The organism is Amycolatopsis sp. N2S4-7 (assembly GCF_058119595.1).
The window spans coordinates 2432456-2447886 of the sequence record NZ_CP172299.1 but is presented as its reverse complement, the minus strand read 5'-3'; the positions used below and the strand labels follow the sequence as shown (position 1 = coordinate 2447886).

The 15431-nt window shown below is 70.3% G+C and carries 16 protein-coding genes; all 16 read left to right on the top strand.

From position 1 onward, the window contains the following. Positions 1 to 84 precede the first annotated feature (84 nt). The 16 genes from ACH54P_RS11345 (at position 85) to ACH54P_RS11270 (ending at position 15410) form a co-directional block, all read left to right on the top strand. Positions 85 to 1002, top strand: a complete 918-nt coding sequence (locus ACH54P_RS11345) for an SDR family NAD(P)-dependent oxidoreductase (protein ID WP_489912324.1) — start codon at positions 85 to 87, stop codon at positions 1000 to 1002. A 9-nt stretch (positions 1003 to 1011) separates the two neighbouring features. After that, positions 1012 to 1884, top strand: a complete 873-nt coding sequence (locus ACH54P_RS11340; protein WP_489912323.1) for a MaoC/PaaZ C-terminal domain-containing protein — start codon at positions 1012 to 1014, stop codon at positions 1882 to 1884. Further along, on the top strand, positions 1884 to 2678 hold the full coding sequence (locus ACH54P_RS11335) for an enoyl-CoA hydratase/isomerase family protein (protein WP_489912322.1): 795 nt from the start codon (positions 1884 to 1886) through the stop codon (positions 2676 to 2678). The genes ACH54P_RS11340 and ACH54P_RS11335 overlap by 1 nt, the downstream gene beginning before the upstream one ends. Positions 2679 to 2685: 7 nt before the next feature. Next, entirely contained in the window at positions 2686 to 3477 is a 792-nt protein-coding gene (locus ACH54P_RS11330; RefSeq protein WP_489912321.1) for an enoyl-CoA hydratase-related protein, read from the top strand. Then, on the top strand, positions 3474 to 4685 hold the full coding sequence (locus tag ACH54P_RS11325) for a CaiB/BaiF CoA transferase family protein (protein ID WP_489912320.1): 1212 nt from the start codon (positions 3474 to 3476) through the stop codon (positions 4683 to 4685). The genes ACH54P_RS11330 and ACH54P_RS11325 overlap by 4 nt, the downstream gene beginning before the upstream one ends. Beyond that, positions 4682 to 6064: an OB-fold domain-containing protein gene (locus ACH54P_RS11320; protein WP_489912319.1), complete on the top strand. Its 1383-nt coding sequence runs from the start codon at positions 4682 to 4684 to the stop codon at positions 6062 to 6064. The genes ACH54P_RS11325 and ACH54P_RS11320 overlap by 4 nt, the downstream gene beginning before the upstream one ends. After that, positions 6061 to 7248, top strand: a complete 1188-nt coding sequence (locus ACH54P_RS11315; protein ID WP_489912318.1) for an acetyl-CoA acetyltransferase — start codon at positions 6061 to 6063, stop codon at positions 7246 to 7248. The genes ACH54P_RS11320 and ACH54P_RS11315 overlap by 4 nt, the downstream gene beginning before the upstream one ends. A gap of 31 nt (positions 7249 to 7279) precedes the next feature. Next, positions 7280 to 8095, top strand: a complete 816-nt coding sequence (locus tag ACH54P_RS11310; RefSeq protein WP_489912317.1) for a hypothetical protein — start codon at positions 7280 to 7282, stop codon at positions 8093 to 8095. Beyond that, positions 8074 to 8253: a hypothetical protein gene (locus ACH54P_RS11305; protein WP_489912316.1), complete on the top strand. Its 180-nt coding sequence runs from the start codon at positions 8074 to 8076 to the stop codon at positions 8251 to 8253. The genes ACH54P_RS11310 and ACH54P_RS11305 overlap by 22 nt, the downstream gene beginning before the upstream one ends. A gap of 221 nt (positions 8254 to 8474) precedes the next feature. Further along, on the top strand, positions 8475 to 9317 hold the full coding sequence (locus tag ACH54P_RS11300; RefSeq protein WP_489912315.1) for an ABC transporter ATP-binding protein: 843 nt from the start codon (positions 8475 to 8477) through the stop codon (positions 9315 to 9317). Next, on the top strand, positions 9314 to 10141 hold the full coding sequence (locus ACH54P_RS11295; RefSeq protein ID WP_436387594.1) for an ABC transporter permease: 828 nt from the start codon (positions 9314 to 9316) through the stop codon (positions 10139 to 10141). Before ACH54P_RS11300 ends, ACH54P_RS11295 begins: the two co-directional genes overlap by 4 nt. A gap of 25 nt (positions 10142 to 10166) precedes the next feature. Further along, positions 10167 to 11192, top strand: coding sequence for an ABC transporter substrate-binding protein (locus ACH54P_RS11290; RefSeq protein ID WP_489912314.1), 1026 nt, complete (start codon positions 10167 to 10169; stop codon positions 11190 to 11192). Positions 11193 to 11232: 40 nt separating this feature from the next. Then, positions 11233 to 12573: a CapA family protein gene (locus tag ACH54P_RS11285; RefSeq protein WP_489912313.1), complete on the top strand. Its 1341-nt coding sequence runs from the start codon at positions 11233 to 11235 to the stop codon at positions 12571 to 12573. Between the two features lie 37 nt (positions 12574 to 12610). Continuing rightward, positions 12611 to 13915, top strand: coding sequence for an MFS transporter (locus ACH54P_RS11280; RefSeq protein ID WP_489912312.1), 1305 nt, complete (start codon positions 12611 to 12613; stop codon positions 13913 to 13915). A 2-nt stretch (positions 13916 to 13917) separates the two neighbouring features. After that, positions 13918 to 14835, top strand: a complete 918-nt coding sequence (locus tag ACH54P_RS11275) for an alpha/beta hydrolase (RefSeq protein ID WP_489912311.1) — start codon at positions 13918 to 13920, stop codon at positions 14833 to 14835. After that, positions 14835 to 15410 carry a cysteine hydrolase family protein gene (locus ACH54P_RS11270; RefSeq protein WP_489912310.1) on the top strand — a complete coding sequence of 192 codons (576 nt, stop codon included), beginning with the start codon at positions 14835 to 14837 and terminating at the stop codon, positions 15408 to 15410. The genes ACH54P_RS11275 and ACH54P_RS11270 overlap by 1 nt, the downstream gene beginning before the upstream one ends. Positions 15411 to 15431 lie beyond the last annotated feature (21 nt).

The following is a 15431-nucleotide window of genomic DNA, read 5'->3' as shown; positions in this document are numbered from 1 at the left end:
CCCGTGTGACCCCGAGGGACGGTCGCGCGCCCAGATCCCCTTGCCGAAGCAACATCCCCTGCACGAGTGAAAACGGAGGCGTCCATGACTGAACGCGAGACCGAGGGCCGCGTGGCCGTGGTGACCGGCGCCGGACGCGGCATCGGCCGAGCGATCGCGTTCGCCCTCGCGGCCGAAGGCTGGGCGGTCGTGGCCAACGACCTGGGCGCCGGCCCGGCCGGCGGCGGAACGGACGCGGGGCCGGCCGAGGAAGTCGCGGGCAAGATCCGCGCCGAGGGCGGCCGCGCGCTGGCCAGCACCGCCGACATCACCGACTCGGCCGCGGCCACGGAGCTGGTGCGTTCGGCCGTGACGGAATTCGGCCGGCTCGACGGCGTGGTCAACTGCGCGGGCATCCTGCGCGACACGATCTTCCACAAGATGGCCGAAGAGGACTGGGACTCCGTCCTCACCGTCCACCTGAAAGGCAGCTTCAACGTCAGCCGGGCCGCGGCCGAGGTGTTCCGCAACCAGTCCTCGGGCGCGTTCGTGCACATGACCTCGACCGCCGGCCTGATCGGCAACCTCGCGCAAGCCAACTACTCCGCGGCGAAGTCGGGCATCGTCGGCCTGTCCCGGTCGATCGCGCTGGACATGGCGCGCTACCACGTGCGGTCCAACGCGATCGCTCCGTTCGCGTGGAGCAGGCTGATCGACACGCTCCCGGAGAACACGCCGGAGGAGAAGGCCCGCGTCGCCCGCATGAAGCGGATGACCCCGGAGCAGATCGCCCCGCTGGTCGTCTACCTGCTCGGTGACGACGCCGGCGAGGTCAGCGGGCAAGTCTTCGTGGTCCGTGGCAACGAGGTCATGCTGATGAGCCAGCCACGGCCGCTGCGCACGATGGCCCGCAACGACGGCTGGACCCCGCAACTGCTGGCGGACCACTTCGGCCCGGCGGTGCGGTCCAGCCTCGTCCCGCTCGAGACCTCCCCGCAGGTCTTCTCCTACGACCCGGTGTGAGGTGACCCGATGACGATCGACGCGGCGGAGCTGCTCACCTGGCGGTTTCCGGTCACCGAGCACATTTTCACGGAGAAGGACGCGATGCTCTACGCCCTGGGTGTGGGGCTCGGCGAGGATCCGGTCGACGAGACTGAGCTGCCCTTCGTCTACGAGCGCGATCTGGCGGTGCTGCCCACGCTGGCGGCCGTGCTCGGACACCCCGGCCCGTGGTACTCCGATCCCGCCACCGGCATCGACTGGGTGCACGTGGTCCACGGCGAACAGGAACTGCGGCTGCACGCTCCGCTGGTGCCCGGTGTCCTCCTGCGCTGCGAAACGGCGGTGACCGACGTCGAGGACAAGGGTGCGGGCCGTGGCGCGCTGGTGCGCTGGCGACGACGGCTGGTGGCCGTGGCCGACCGTTCGCCGGTGGCCACAGCCGACAGCACCTTGTTCTGCCGCAACGACGGCGGATTCGGCGGCCAACGCCGCCCGAAAGCCGCCGTGCCCGCCTGGCCGTCGACACCGCCGACGGCCGTGACCGAGCAGGACATCTCGCCCCGCGCGGCGTTGATCTACCGGCTCAGCGGCGACTTCAACCCGGTGCACGCCGATCCGAAGGTGGCCGCGCAGGCCGGCTTCGAGCGGCCCATCCTGCACGGGCTGTGCACCTACGCGCTGGCCACCTGGGCGGTGCTCAAGGAGCTGGCCGGCGGCGACGTCTCGGCGCTGGAGTCGGTGCGCGTGCGGTTCAAGGCTCCGGTGCTGCCGGGCCAGCGGCTGCGCACGCAGATGTGGCGCGACGGTGGGCGTGTGCTGTTCCGCAGCAGCACCACCGACACCGGTCAGGTCGTGCTCGACGGCGGCGAACTGCGGCTGCGCGCGGACAAGGTCGCGTGATGGCCGAACACGACAAGGACATCGGCTACGCGGTCGAGGACGGCGTCGCGACGATCACCTTCGACCGCCCGCACACCCTCAACGCGCTCACCACCGACATGGCCACCCGGCTGCTGCCGGACCTGTGCCGCGAGGCAACGGAGGACGACCGCGTCAAAGTCGTCGTCGTCACCGGGGCGGGCCGCGGCTTCTGCTCCGGCGCCGACGTCGGCGAGCGCATCCCCGCCGTGATCAAGGCCGTGGACAGCGCGACCTTGGAGCGGCCGGTGGGTGCGTTCGTCGAGGCGGTGTGGTCGATCCCGAAGCCGGTGATCGCGGCGGTCAACGGGGTCGCCGCCGGCGGCGGCATGTCGATCGCTTGCGCAGCGGACTTCCGGTACCTCGCCGAGTCCGCACGCTTCGCACCGTCGTTCGTGCGCCGCGGCCTGATGCCCGACAGCGGCCTGACCTACCTGCTGCCGAAGCTGATCTCCCGGTCACTCGCCCTGCGGCTGATGATGACCGGCGAGACCGTCTCCTCGGGGCAGGCCAAGGAATACGGCCTCGCGGACGAGGTCGTGCCCGACACCGAACTGACGGCCGCCGTGCGGGAATTCGCGGCGCAGCTCACGCGCGGGCCCGCGGTGGCGTTGTCGTTCACCAAACGCGCTGTGCAGCGCTCCGACGAGCAGACCCTGCAGGCGCAACTGGCCTTCGAGAGCTGGGGCCAGGGGATCTGCTTCAAAACCCAGGACTTCGCCGAGGGCATCAAAGCCTTCGCGGAGAAACGAGAACCTCGGTTCGAGGGACGGTAGGAGAGCAATGACCTACACCGACATCGTGGTCGGGACCGCCGACGGGATCGCCACGATCACCATCAACCGGCCCGAGGTGCTCAACGCCCTTCGGGCGCAGACCGTGCGGGAGCTGACGGACGCGTTCCTGCGGGCCGACGACGACCCTTCGGTCGGCGTCGTCGTGCTCACCGGCGCGGGGGAGCGGGCGTTCAGCGTCGGCGGCGACCAGAAGGAACTGGTGTCGCAACTGGACGCCCAAGGCTGGCGAGTCGCCGCCCGCGAGCTGCGGGACCTGTTCGCCGCCATGCGCGGCATCGGCAAGCCGATCATCGCCGCGGTGCGCGGCTACGCGATCGGCGGCGGCCACGAGCTGCACTGCTTCGCCGACCTGACCATCGCCGACGAGAACGCCCGCTTCGGGCAGGTGGGCGCGAAGGTCGGCGGCGCGCCGATCTACATCACGCGGCTGCTGCCGAAACTGGTCGGGGAGAAGAAGGCCCGCGAAATCATGTTCCTGTGCGAGCAGTACTCCGCGCAGGAGGCACTCGACATGGGCCTGATCAACCGGATCGCGCCGGCCGGCACCCTCGACGACGCGGTCGCGAGGATGGCGGCCGACCTGCTCGCCAAGAGCCCCACGGTCATCCGCACGCTCAAGAAGGCGGTCAGTGCCGAGAACGTACTCGGTGACGACGTGATCCCGATGATCGTCGAGAGCCTCACGTCGTTCTTCGGCTCCGCCGAACAGCGTGAGGCGACAACGGCTTTCGCGGAGAAACGCCAGCCCGACTTCGCACCGTTCCGGAGCGGATCATGAGCGGCCAGTACCCGGTCCCCGGCCCCCTCAACGGCGTCAAGGTCATCGCTTTCGAACACGCCTGGGCCGCCCCGTACGGGACGATGATGCTCGCCGACATGGGCGCCGATGTCGTGAAGATCGAGCCCCCGGGCCTCGGCGACCACGTCCGGGCCTGGACCCGCAACGACCTGGGCGGCCAGAGCCCGCACTTCCTCGCGGTCAACCGCAACAAGCGGTCGCTGGTGCTGGACCTGAAGAACCCGGCGGGCGTGGAGACCGCGCGCACGCTGATCGCCGAGGCCGACGCGCTGGTCGAGAACTTCTCGCCCGGCACCATGGCGAAGCTGGGCTTGGACTACGAAGCGGTCCGCGCGATCAACCCGGAGCTGGTCTACTGCTCGGTGAGCGGGTTCGGCGAGACGGGTCCGTACTCGCACCGCCGCGCCTACGACCTGCTCATCCAAGCCGAGGGCGGCATCCTGTCGGTGACCGGCGCGGACGAGCACACCCCGGCCAAGGTCGGCACCGCGGTGGTCGACATCCTCACCGCGATGGTGGCGGCGTTCTCGGTCGCCTCGGCGGTGCGCGGCAAGGAAGCGCACGGCGCCGGCCGCTACATCGACGTGTCCATGCTGGATGTGACGGCATCGGTGATGGCGTTCAACATCTTCAGCTACGGCATCTCGGGCGTGATGCCCAAACCGATCGGCACCGCGCACCCGCTGCTGGCCCCGTACGAGGTCTACGAGACCGGTACCCACCCGGTCGCGATCGCGATCCTGACCGAGGCGCACTGGGCCACCTTCTGCACCCTGATCGGGAAACCGGAGCTGTGCGCCCAGGACGAGTTCGCGACGGCGCCGCAGCGCGTGGCCAACCGCGAGCTGCTCAACGAGCGGCTACGGCCGGTCTTCGCCGAGTGGGACGGCACCGAGCTCGTCGACACCCTCGCCGAGGCCGGGCTGGCCTGCGCCAACGTCAACGACGTCGCCGCGATTCTGCGCCATCCGCAGCTGGCCGAGCGCGGGTTCTTCACCGACTGGCAGGTCGCCGGGCAGCAGCTCAAGGCACCTGGCGCGCCGTGGCGGATGACCGACGCACCCCAGCCCGAAGACCAGCTGCCCGCGCAAGCACCCGGCATGCACGCCGAATCGGTGTTGCGGGACTGGGCGGGCGCCGACGACGAGGCCATCGGCAAACTTCGAGCGGACGGAGCATTGGGATGACCCCGCGCACCACCGCCGTCGCCCTCCGCGCGGGAGCGAGCTACGTTCCGCGCTACCGGCTGACCGGCGAAGAGATCGAACGCACCCACAACCGCACCGGCGGCCGTGGCGCCCGCAGCCTGGCCGGCCCGGACGAGGACGCGCTGACGCTGGCCGTCGAGGCCGCCCGTCGCCTGCCTGCCGGCGCTCTCGACGGGGTGCGAACCGTGCTGTTCTGCTCGACCAGCGCGCCGTACCTGGTCAAGAACAACGCCAGCGCCGCCGCGGCCGCACTCGGCCTGGCACCCGACGTGCTCGCCGTCGACGCGGGCGGTTCGCTCCGCTCGACCGTCGGCGCACTGCTGGGAGCCGCGCCGGGCACGCTGATCCTGGCCGGCGAAGTCAGCACCTCCCGACCCGGCGCGCCCCAGGAGCTCACGCACGGCGACGCGGGGGTGGCCCTGGTCGTCGGCGAAACCGGCGAGGCACGCGCCACGGTGACGGCCGCGGCCCACGTGACCGACGAGATCCAGGACCACTGGCGCGAACCCGCCCGGCCGTGGGTGAGCCAGTCCGAGGAGCGCTTCCCCGTGGAGCGCTACCTCACGCTGCTGGACACCGCGGCCGACGGGTTCGCCGACGCCGACCACGTCGTGATCAGCGCGGCCTCGGTCCGGGTCGCGAAAGCGGCCGGGAAGAAGCTGAGCCACCGGGGCAAGGTGGGCGCGTTCGCGCCCGCCGGCTACACCGGTTCGGCGGACCTGCTGGTGCAGCTGTGCGGCGCGCTCGCGGAGTGCGCGGCGGGGCAGACGGTGCTCGCGGCCACGCTGGCCGACGGCGCCGACGTCCTGCGGATCGAGGCCGGCGACGGCGCGGGAGAGGCGTTCGTGCCCGGCGCGACCGGAGCCACGGCCGTCCCGACCTACCTGCAGGCGCTCACGTGGCGCGGCCTGCTGGAGCGTGAACCTCCGCGCCGCCCCGAGCCCCGGGTGGTCAGCGCACCGGCCGCGCTGCGCGGCGTGGGCTGGAAGTACTCACTGCTCGCCTCGGTGTGCGCCTCGTGCGGGTTCGTTTCCGCACCGCCGCAACAGGTCTGCCTGCACTGCGGCTCGACCGAGCACGGTGAGCCCGTGGACATGACGCGGCGCCCGGCCGCGATCCGCACGTTCAGCGTCGACCGGCTCGCCTATTCGCTCAACCCGCCCATGGTCGCCGCGGTCGTCGGGTTCGAGGGCGGCGGCCGGCTGGAGGTCGAGCTGACCGACACCGACCTCGCGGCGCTGCGCGTCGGGGCGCCGGTGCGGATGACCTTCCGCCGCCGGCATTCCAGCGGTGGCGTGCACAACTACGTCTGGAAGGCCACGGTGCCCGGCCGCACCGGGGAAGGAAGCACCGCATGAGCAGCCACGGCATCCGCGACAAGGTCGCCATCATCGGCATGGGCTGTACCCGCTTCGGTGAATTGTGGGACCGCAGCACCGCCGACCTGCTGGTGGAAGCGTCCGAGGACAGCGTGAAGAGCGCCGGCGTCACGCTCGAGGACGTCGACGCGTTCTGGCTGGGCACCATGGACTCCGGTTACAGCGGCCTCACGCTCTCCACCGCCCTCAAGACCCGCGGCAAACCCGTGACGCGAGTGGAAAACATGTGCGCCACCGGGTCGGAGGCGCTGCGCGGCGCGGTCTACGCGGTCGCCTCGGGCGCGGTCGACATGGCGATGGCGATCGGCGTGGAAAAGCTGAAGGACTCCGGGTTCTCCGGGCTGGTGCGCAACGACCCACCCGACGACGGCACCCCCACCGAGACCACCGCGCCCGCCGCGTTCTCCTACCTGGCGCCCGCGTACCAGGACACCTACGGTCTCGACGACCGGACGATGCGCGACACGCTGAGCCACATCGCGGTGAAGAACCACGCGAACGGCGCGCGCAACGAGCGGGCGCAGTTCCGCAGCCCGGTCACAGCCGAGGCCGTGTCGTGCTCACCGCTGGTGGCGGGCATGCTCGGCATCTTCGACTGCTCGGGCGTCGCCGACGGCGCGGCCGCGGCGATCGTGGTGCGGGCCGAGGACGCGCACAAGTACACCGACAAACCGATGTACGTGAAAGCTCTGTCCATCGTGGCCGGCAACGGCACGGCGATCCTCGACGACGAAGCGTCGTTCGCCTCCATCCCGGAGGTCGCCGCGAGCGCGCAGGAGGGCTACCGGCAGGCCGGCATCGTCGACCCGCGCCGCGAGCTTTCGTTGGCCGAGGTGCACGACTGCTTCACCCCGACCGAGCTGGTGCTGATGGAGGACCTCGGGTTCTCCGAACGTGGCCAGGGCTACCGCGACGTGCTCGCCGGAGCGTTCGACGCCGAGGGCGATCTGCCGGTGAACATCGACGGTGGCCTGAAGTCCTTCGGCCACCCCGTCGGGGCCACCGGGCTGCGGATGGCGTTCGAGTGCTGGCTGCAGTTCCGCGGCGAGGCCGGCGAGCGGCAGCTGCCCGGTCCCACCCTCGGCCTGACCCACAACCTCGGCGGCCGACCCGGCCGCTGCGTGTCCTTCGTCGGCGTCTTCGGTTCCGAGAAGTCCGCCTGACCCCGAGATCCCCAACCCGAAAGGAAGCAGTATGGCCATCCTGGAACCCGCCGAGCTGACCAAGGAGCTGGAGGGCACCTACTACAGCCCCAAGATGCAGTGGTGGTGCGCCCACACCGACCTCGTCGACGACGAGGGCAACGAGACCGCCCTGTACTTCTGGCCCGCCCTCGGCTCCCTCGACGAGGCCTGGATCTGCTCCTTGCACACCAAGGACGAGATCATCGACCTGACCGAGCTGTACCAGCCGCTCGGGACGTTCAAGACCTCGCGCTCCGGGGTGGACGTTCAGTTCGGCTCGCAGTACATCCGCGGCAGCTACCCGGACTACGAGATCCACGTCGAAGGCACGCACGACGGGCAGCCGGTCTCGCTGACCGTGCGGATGACCGCCGACATCGCCTCCTACGAGGCTCTGCCGAAGCTGCGCGGCATCACCTGGCACTACGTTCCCCGCTTCACCGTGACCGGCGAGCTGACCCTGCGCGGAAAGACCACGAAGGTCGGCGGCGCGGGTTATCTCGAGCGACGCCGTGGCCGGTTCTGGTCGCCGGGCATCGACCGCGGCCTGTGGGAGAGCGTGGTCAAGCCCGGTCCCGACCCGTCGTTCGCGATCCCGCTGTTCTACAAGGTGTGGAAGAAGGACGGCAGCATCCAGCTGCAGACCCTCACCTTCACCGTGGACGGGGAGTCCATGGTGGACTTCGGGGAGGTCGACGTCGACATCCAGGAGACCGCGAAACTGCCCGGTTTCGAGGACATCGACCACCCGATGCGCTACCGGCTCACCGCCGAGGGTGACGGGGGAAAGCGTCCATCGACGTCGTGCGCAGCCCGCACCGGCTGAAGCTGCGCAACTACTTCGACGACCCGGACCCGCGCGCGGAGTGGGCGGGGATCTACGGCGCCGGGCACGCCTCCGGTGAGATCACCTACCGAGGTGAGACCTACCGGGTGGACGGGCCCAGCTACGGCAGCGCGCTCTACTTCACCGAGAAGAGCTGACACCGGCGACTGGCCGGCCGTCCCGCGGACCTCTCACCCGTGCGGCGGCCGGCTTTTTCGTGCCCGCACAAGCACTTCCGCGTCGAGGTGCAGTCGCCTGAGCACGGCCGGTGAGCTGGGCGGATTGTGTTGACGTGACCGGGAGCACGTGCTTCTATTAGGTCAATCATGCGCCCAATGAACCGGATAGCCTGAACCGGATCACTCAGAGAGGAGTGACGGTGCTTCCTTCCGCCTCAGAAGCCACAGATACCGAACCCGCGGGTATCACGGGCACCGCACCACACAGCACGGCCGGAGCCGGCGTCGTCGCCGAGGGCGTGCGGGTCGACTTCCCCAGCCGTGACGGCTCGACCCTGCGCGTGCTCGACGGGGTCACGGTGACCGTCCCACCCGGACAGTTCGTCTCCCTGCTCGGCCCCAGCGGCTGCGGCAAATCCACGTTCCTCAACGCCGTCGCCGGTCTCGTCCCGACCTCGGGCGGCACCATCACCGTCGGCGGACAGCAGCTGGACGGGCTCAACCGCCACGCCGGCTACATGTTCCAGGAGGACACCCTCCTGCCGTGGACCAGCGCACTGGACAACGTCCTGCTGCCGATGCGTGCCGCCGGTAAGCCCGACGTTGCCGAAGCCGAGCGCCTGCTGGAGCTGGTGGGCCTGTCCGGCTTCTCCCGTCGCCGCCCCGGCGAGCTGTCGGGTGGCATGCGCAAGCGCGTCCAGTTCGCGCGCCTGCTCGCCCAGGACCCCGATCTCATCCTCATGGACGAACCTTTCGGCGCTCTCGACGCCCTGACCAAGATCGTGATGCAGCAAGAACTGCTGCGGGTCTGGGACCTCGCGCCCCGCACTGTGTTGTTCGTGACCCACGACCCGGGCGAGGCGATCCTGCTCAGCGACCGGATCCTGGTGTTCGGCTCCCGCCCCGGCCGCATCGTGTTCGACGAGCAGGTCGGTATCGACCGCCCGCGCGGCGACCTCTCGCAGGTCATGAAGCGCCCGGACTACCGGGAGCTCTACGACGTGCTGCTGCACCGCCTGATGTCGCCGGAGGACCTGCGATGAGCGCCGTCGCCACCAGGACTTCCGACGCCGCTACGCGTCCCCGTCTGCGTCCGGTGAGGGCGTCGCTGCGGCTGTTCGGGCTGCGTCTCCTGCTGCTCGTGGCCGTGCTCGCCCTCTGGCAAGCGGCCGTCGAGCTGGGCCTGGTCGACCCCTTCTTCGTCAGTGAACCGACCGCGATGCTCAAACGCCTCGGCGAACTGCTGGGAACCGGTCAGCTGTACGCCGACATGGCCTTCACACTGCAGAACGTGATCGTCGGCTTCGCGATCAGCGCGGTCGCCGGCATCGCCGGCGCCTGCCTGCTCTACCGGATCCCGTTGCTGCAGAAGGTTGTCGACCCGTTCGTGCTCGCGCTCTACAGCACGCCGCGGCTCGCGCTGGCGCCGCTGTTCACCATCTGGTTCGGCATCGGCGCGGCCAGCAAGATCGCGCTCGTGGTCTCCCTGTCGTTCTTCATCATGCTGCTCAACACCTACGCCGGTCTGTCCACAGTCGACAAGCGGCTGATCAGCCAGGTGCGCATGATGGGCGGCGGCGACTGGTTCGTCTTCCGCAAGGTGAGCCTGCCCGCCTCAGTGCCCTGGCTGCTGTCGGGCACCCGGGTAGGTCTCGGCTTCGCGCTCATCGGGGCTGTCGTCGGCGAGCTGATCATCGCCGAACACGGCCTCGGCCTGCGCATGGCCCGCGCCTCCGGGCTGTTCGACACCACCGGCGTGTTCGCCTACCTGATCGTCGTCGCGCTGCTCGGGATGATCCTCGACCAGCTCGTCCGGGTGCTCGAACGCACCCTCGCCGGCTGGGGAAACCAGCCTTCCGCTTCCTGATCCTCACTTTCCGAAAGGAACCACCGTGCAACGGAGCACCGTGCGAAGAGCCGCCGCGATCATCGCGGCCCTGCTCATCCTGACCGGCCTGACCGCGTGCGCGGGCCGCCCCCAATCCGGCGACCCGAAGAACGTCAAGATCGCCGCGATCAACCTGCTCACCTTCAGCCCCGTGTACGTGGCCGACAAGCTCGGCTTCTTCAAGGACGAGGGACTCGACGTCACCATCGTCCCCACCACCAGCGGCGACGCGTCGGTGCAGGCGATGCTCGGCCGCAGCGTCGACGGCGCCACCACCGGGTTCGACACGCCCATCGAGCTGACCGCCAAAGGCCAGGCCGTGCAAAGCCTGGTCGGCATGGAGATGGCCACCATCTACGCCTTCGTCGGTGGCAAGAACTTCCCGGCCGTGCCGGCGGACGACCCGGCGGCGTTCGTGCGGGCGGTGAAAGGCCACAAATTCGGCGTCGCTTCCTCCGGCTCCACCGGCGACCTGATCGCGCGCGGCCTGTTCACCGAATACGGCCTCGACCCCGAACACGACGTCTCGATCATCGCCGTCGGCACCGGCGCGGCCGCCACCGCCGCACTGCAGTCCGGCGCCGTCGACGCGCTGATCTCCTACGAACCCGATCTCACCCGGATCACCGGCTCCGGCGCCGGCAAGGTCGTGTTCGACCTGCGCACCAGCAAGGCCGAGCAGAACTACTCGCAGCTGCCGACCTCGACGCTGCAGGCCACCAGCGCCTGGATCAAGTCCAACCCGGACATCGCCAAGTCGCTGGTGCGCGCCGTCGCCCGCGCGGACACGGTGCTGCGCGAGAAACCCGACACCGCGCTACCGGTGCTGAAAGGCCTGTACCCGGAGCTGTCGCCGCAGCAAGTCGAGAGCATCTACTCCGCCTCCCGAAGCCACTTCCGGGCGGAGATCAGCCGGCCGACCTTCGACTCGGCGATGAAGATCTACCGAGGCGCCGGCGTGGAGACCGGGCAGGTCTCCTACGAGCAGGTTGTCGCCACCCGGTTCAGCCAGGACTGGTCCGCGGCCTGAGCGGACCGGTCACCCACCCCGACACGGAGGAAGATCCACAGTGGACAGCACTATTCTGGTCGCGACCGGGGACTCGATCCTCACCCACCGGATCTCACCGATCGAGAACGAGGACTTCGCCGGCGTCGTGGACCTCGTCCGCGAGGCCGACGTGGCCTTCACCAACCTCGAGATGGTGTTCCCCGGCGCGAACCGGCACCCGGGCGCGACCTACCACGGCACGCACCTGGGCGTGGACCCCGCGCTGCTGGAGGAGTTCACGTGGTTCGGGTTCGACCTCTACGGCATGGCCAACAACCACGCCACCGACTACGGGACCGACGGCCTGGCCGCGTCGCTGGCGAAGCTGCGCGAACGCGGGATGACCTTCGCCGGCGCCGGCCACACCCTGCGAGAGGCCCGGCGACCGGCGTACTTCCAGACCCGCAACGCTCGCGTGGCGCTGGTGTCGGCGGGCTCGAGCAACGCCCGCCTGTCGGTCGCGGCCGACCCGGGGGAGGGCGATCTGGGCCGCCCCGGCATCGCGCCGGTGCGGGTGCAGAAGACCCACCACATCCGGCGGGAGCGGTTCGAGCAGCTGCGGGAGATCCTCGCCGAGACCGGCCAGGACGTCCAGGCCACCGGTACCACCGCCCCCGGGGTGTTCCTGCCCTACCCCGACCGCAACATCTGGGACGGTCCGCCGCCGGGCGGGTTCGCCGTGGAGGGTGTCCACTTCGTACCCGACGACGAGTCCGCGGTGCGCACCACGGCGCTGCAGCGCGACGTGGACGCCCTCGTCGCCTCGGTCGAGGAGGCCCGCCGCCAAGCCGATTTGGTGTTCGTGGCGCTGCACTGCCACGAAGGCGTCGACGGGCGCTGGAACAACGACGTACCCGCGGAGTTCCTGCGACCGCTGGCCCACGCGCTCGTCGACGCCGGCGCGCACGCCGTGCTCGGCTCCGGCCCGCACCAGCTGCGCGGCATGGAGCTCTACCGCGACCGGCCGATCTGCTACTCACTGGGTAACTTCCTGTTCTCCCTCGAGACCATCGCCTCGTTCCCGGTCGAGGTCTACGAGCAGGTCGGGATGCCACCCGGCTCCACCACCGCCGACCTCTACGACCGCATCACCGGCTACGCCACGCACCAGCGGTTCTGGGAGACCGTGGTGCCTCGGTTCGAGTTCTCCGGCTCGGGCGACCTGCTCGCCACGGAACTCGTGCCGGTCACGCTGGGCTTCGGACTGCCGCGCAGCCGCCGGGGCCTTCCCGTCCTCGCCGGCGCGTCCGCCGGACGGGAGATCCTCGCCCGGCTCGACGAGCTGTCCAAGCCGTTCGGCGCCCGGGTCGAGACGGCCACGACCGCGGCCGGCGTCCGCGGCCGCCTCGTCGCCGCCTGATCCCGCACCCCACCGGCACGCACCCCAGGAGGTCTGCATGACGTCGGCGCACGAACGGCGGGTCGCCCTCGCCAGCCTCATCGGCGGCTCCATCGAGTACTACGAGTTCTTCATCTACGGCCTGTCGGCGTCGCTGGTGTTCGGCAAGCTGTTCTTCCCCTCGGCCGACCCGCTGGCCGGGACCCTGCTGGCGCTGTCCACGTTCGCGGTGGCGTTCCTCGCCCGCCCCGTCGGCGGCTGGCTGTTCGGCCACTTCGGCGACCGCATCGGCCGCCGGGCCGTGCTGATCCTGACCCTCGTCGGCATGGGCGGGGCGACCACCCTGGTCGGCCTGCTGCCCGGCTACGGCACGATCGGCGTGGCCGCACCGATCCTGCTGGTGGTCCTGCGCCTGGTCCAGGGGTTGTCGGTGGCGGGGGAGACCACAGGCGGGTTCCTGCTCACCTACGAGCACACCGAGCGCGGCGGCCGGCCGGGCCTGTTCACCGGGGCGGTCAGCACCGGGAATGTCGTGGGCCTGCTCCTGGCCAACGGCGCGTTCTTCCTGGTCAACCTGCTGCCCGAAGACCAGTTCCTGCGGTGGGGCTGGCGGCTGCCGTTCCTGTTCAGCGCGGTGCTCGTCGGCGTCGGGCTCTACATCCGCACCAAGCTCGCGGAAAGCCCGGACTTCACCGCGATGAAAGCCGCCGGGCGCGTGAGCCGCAACCCCGCCTTGGAGGTCGTGCGGCGGCACCCGCTGCGGTTCCTCGGGGTGGTGCTGGTGACCATCCCGCAGAGCATCTTCTTCTACGTGGCCTCGGTGTTCTCGCTCAGCTACGCACCGAAGGTTGGTGTCGCGGCCTCGACGGTCTCTCTGATCGTGATGGTGATCTGCGCATTGCTGGTTGTCGCGATGCCGTTCTTCGGCTGGCTCGGCGACCGTACCGGGCGACCGCGCGTGATCTTCGGCGCGGGGCTCGTGGTGATGGCGATCTCGCCGTTCGTGTGGTTTCCGCTGTTCGACACCGGCAATCCGGTGCTGCTGTTCCTCGGGTTCGCGGTCCTGCTGGGCGGTTTCGCCGTCAACTACGGGACGCAGGGCATGTACTACCCCCAGCTGTTCCCGGCTCACCTGCGCTACAGCGCGATCGGTGTCAGCGTCGCCGTCGGCGGCGTGCTGGGCGGCGCGTTCGCCCCGCTGATCGCGATCTGGCTGCTCGGCACGTCGGGCAGCTGGGTGCCGGTTGCCTGCTACATGACCGGCACGGCGGCGGTGGCGGCGGTGACCACGCTCCTGCTGCGGCCCCGGACGGTCGACCGCCCCACCGCCATCGTGGGCAAGTCCGCGGCGGTGCGCTCGTGAGCGTGACACGCACGGAATTGCGGGTGGACGTCAGCGCCGCCGTCGGAACCGACGCCTCCCTGGCGGTCACGGTCTACCGCAGCGGGCCCGCGGCGGAGGTCTTCGCCTTCGCCGTGCCCGGCGGCGGCTACACCCGCGGCTACTACGACCTGGTCCATCCGGCGCTCGACGGGCCAGGACAAGCCGAGTACCACGCGTCACGCGGATGGGTGTTCGCCGTCTGCGACCCGCTCGGCAGCGGCGAGAGCACCCCGGTACCCGGCGCGCTCGCCGGACTCGACGCGAGCGCGCACGCCGCGCACTTGGCGTGTACGGAGATCCGGGCGCGGCTGGGCCTCGGGCCGACCGTCGGCATCGGGCACTCGCTGGGCGGGATGCAGCTGATCCACCAGCAGAGCCGGTTCGCCACGTTCTCGGCGATCGCCGTACTGGGCTTCAGCGCGATCCACACCCGGATCCCGACACCGGACGCGCGGGTGCTGGCCCCCGCCGGCGGCCGTTCGGTGGCCGAGGCGTGGGCCGGCGAGCTGAGCGACGACCTCGCGAACCTGCGCTACGCCTACCACTGGGACGATGTGGCACCCGAGCTGGTGGCCGCCGACCTGTCCGCGGGTTTCCCGGTGCGCACCGCCGATCCGCTTCCGCCGTGGATCAGCCGCACGTTCCCGCCGTGTGCGGCCGATTGCCTGGCTCCCGGTGTGGTGGCCGAGCAAGCCGCCTCGATCGACGTACCGGTCTTCGTCGGCGCCGGCGAACGCGACGTCCTGGCCGACGCCCGCGCCGAGGCGGCCGCCTACCCGGCCAGCCGCGACATCACGGTCGCCGAAGTTCCCCGTTGTGCCCACATGCACAACTTCTCACCCCGGCGTGCGCGACTGTGGCAGCGGCTGCACGCGTGGGCCGAATCCTTGGAGGACTGATGCCTGACCGCACCGCTCTGCTCCTGATGGACCTGCAGCCCCTCACCGTCCCGGCCTTCGGCGGAGACGACGCGCTCCTGACCCGCCTGGCCGGAGCCGCGGCCGCGGCCCGCGCGGCCGGCGTCGACGTGATCCACATCCGCATCGCCTTCCGTCCCGGCTACCCGGACGTCGCGGCGAGCAACAAGATCTTCTCCGCCGTGACCGGCATGATGGACATGACCGAGTCCAATCCGGACACAGACGTGCATCCGGGGCTGGCTCCCGATCCGGCTGACTTCGTGGCGACCAAGCGCCGGGTGAGCGCGTTCTCCGGCAGCGATCTGGAGCTGTTGCTGCGTTCTCGTGACGTCGGCACGCTGGTGCTGGCGGGTGTGTCGACATCCGGTGTGGTGCTGTCGACGCTGCGCCAGGCCGCCGATCTGGACTATCGGTTGGTGGTTCTGTCCGACGGTTGCGATGACCACGACTCCCACGTGCACGAGGTGCTGGTGGGATCGGTGTTCCCGGCACACGCGGAGATCGCGACCACGGAGGAGTGGGTCGCTGCGCTGGGCTCGGACCGGCACGGATGACAGGTGCTCCCTCGCCGAACG